This window comes from Arthrobacter sp. Y3221157, from assembly GCF_059089865.1.
Map to the genome: position 1 here is coordinate 1 of NZ_JBNHFD010000209.1, position 777 is coordinate 777.

Consider the following 777-nt stretch of genomic DNA (forward strand, 5'->3'; position numbering starts at 1 on the left):
GCAAGGACCCCCGCACCAAGGACCTGGTCGCGGACCTCACCGATGACCAGATCTGGAACCTCAAGCGCGGCGGCCACGACTACCGCAAGGTCTACGCGGCGTACAAGGCAGCCACCGAATTCAAGGGCAAACCCACCGTCATCCTCGCCAAAACCGTCAAGGGCTACGGACTCGGACCCCACTTCGAAGGCCGCAACGCCACCCACCAGATGAAAAAACTCACGCTGGATGACCTGAAGAAGTTCCGCGACCACCTGCGGATCCCGGTCTCCGACGAGCAGCTGGAGAAGGATCCGTACCGGCCCCCGTACTACCACCCGGGCACCGATGCGCCGGAAATCCAGTACATGATGGAGCGCCGGGCCGCCCTGGGCGGGTCCGTGCCGGAGCGCCGCTCCAAGCACGCCGAGATCACGTTGCCGGAGGCGAAGTCCTACGAGGTGGCCAAGCGCGGCTCGGGCAAGCAGCAGGCAGCCACCACCATGGCATTCGTCCGCCTGCTCAAGGACCTGATGCGGGACAAGAACTTCGGCAAGCACATCGCCCCGATCATCCCGGACGAGGCCCGTACGTTCGGCATGGATGCGTTCTTCCCGACGGCGAAGATCTACAACCCCAAGGGCCAGAACTACCTGTCCGTGGACCGTGACCTGGTCCTGGCCTACAAGGAATCCCCCGCAGGCCAGCTGATCCACCCCGGCATCAACGAAGCCGGCGCCGTGGCAGCCTTCACCGCCGCCGGCACCGCCTACGCCACCCACGGCGTGCCCCTGGTCC

At 65.6% G+C, this 777-nt stretch carries 1 pseudogene; it reads left to right on the forward strand.

Annotated elements, in window-relative coordinates:
* Window positions 1-777: pseudogene (locus AC5RTT_RS20680) on the forward strand (pyruvate dehydrogenase (acetyl-transferring), homodimeric type); the annotation flags it as partial.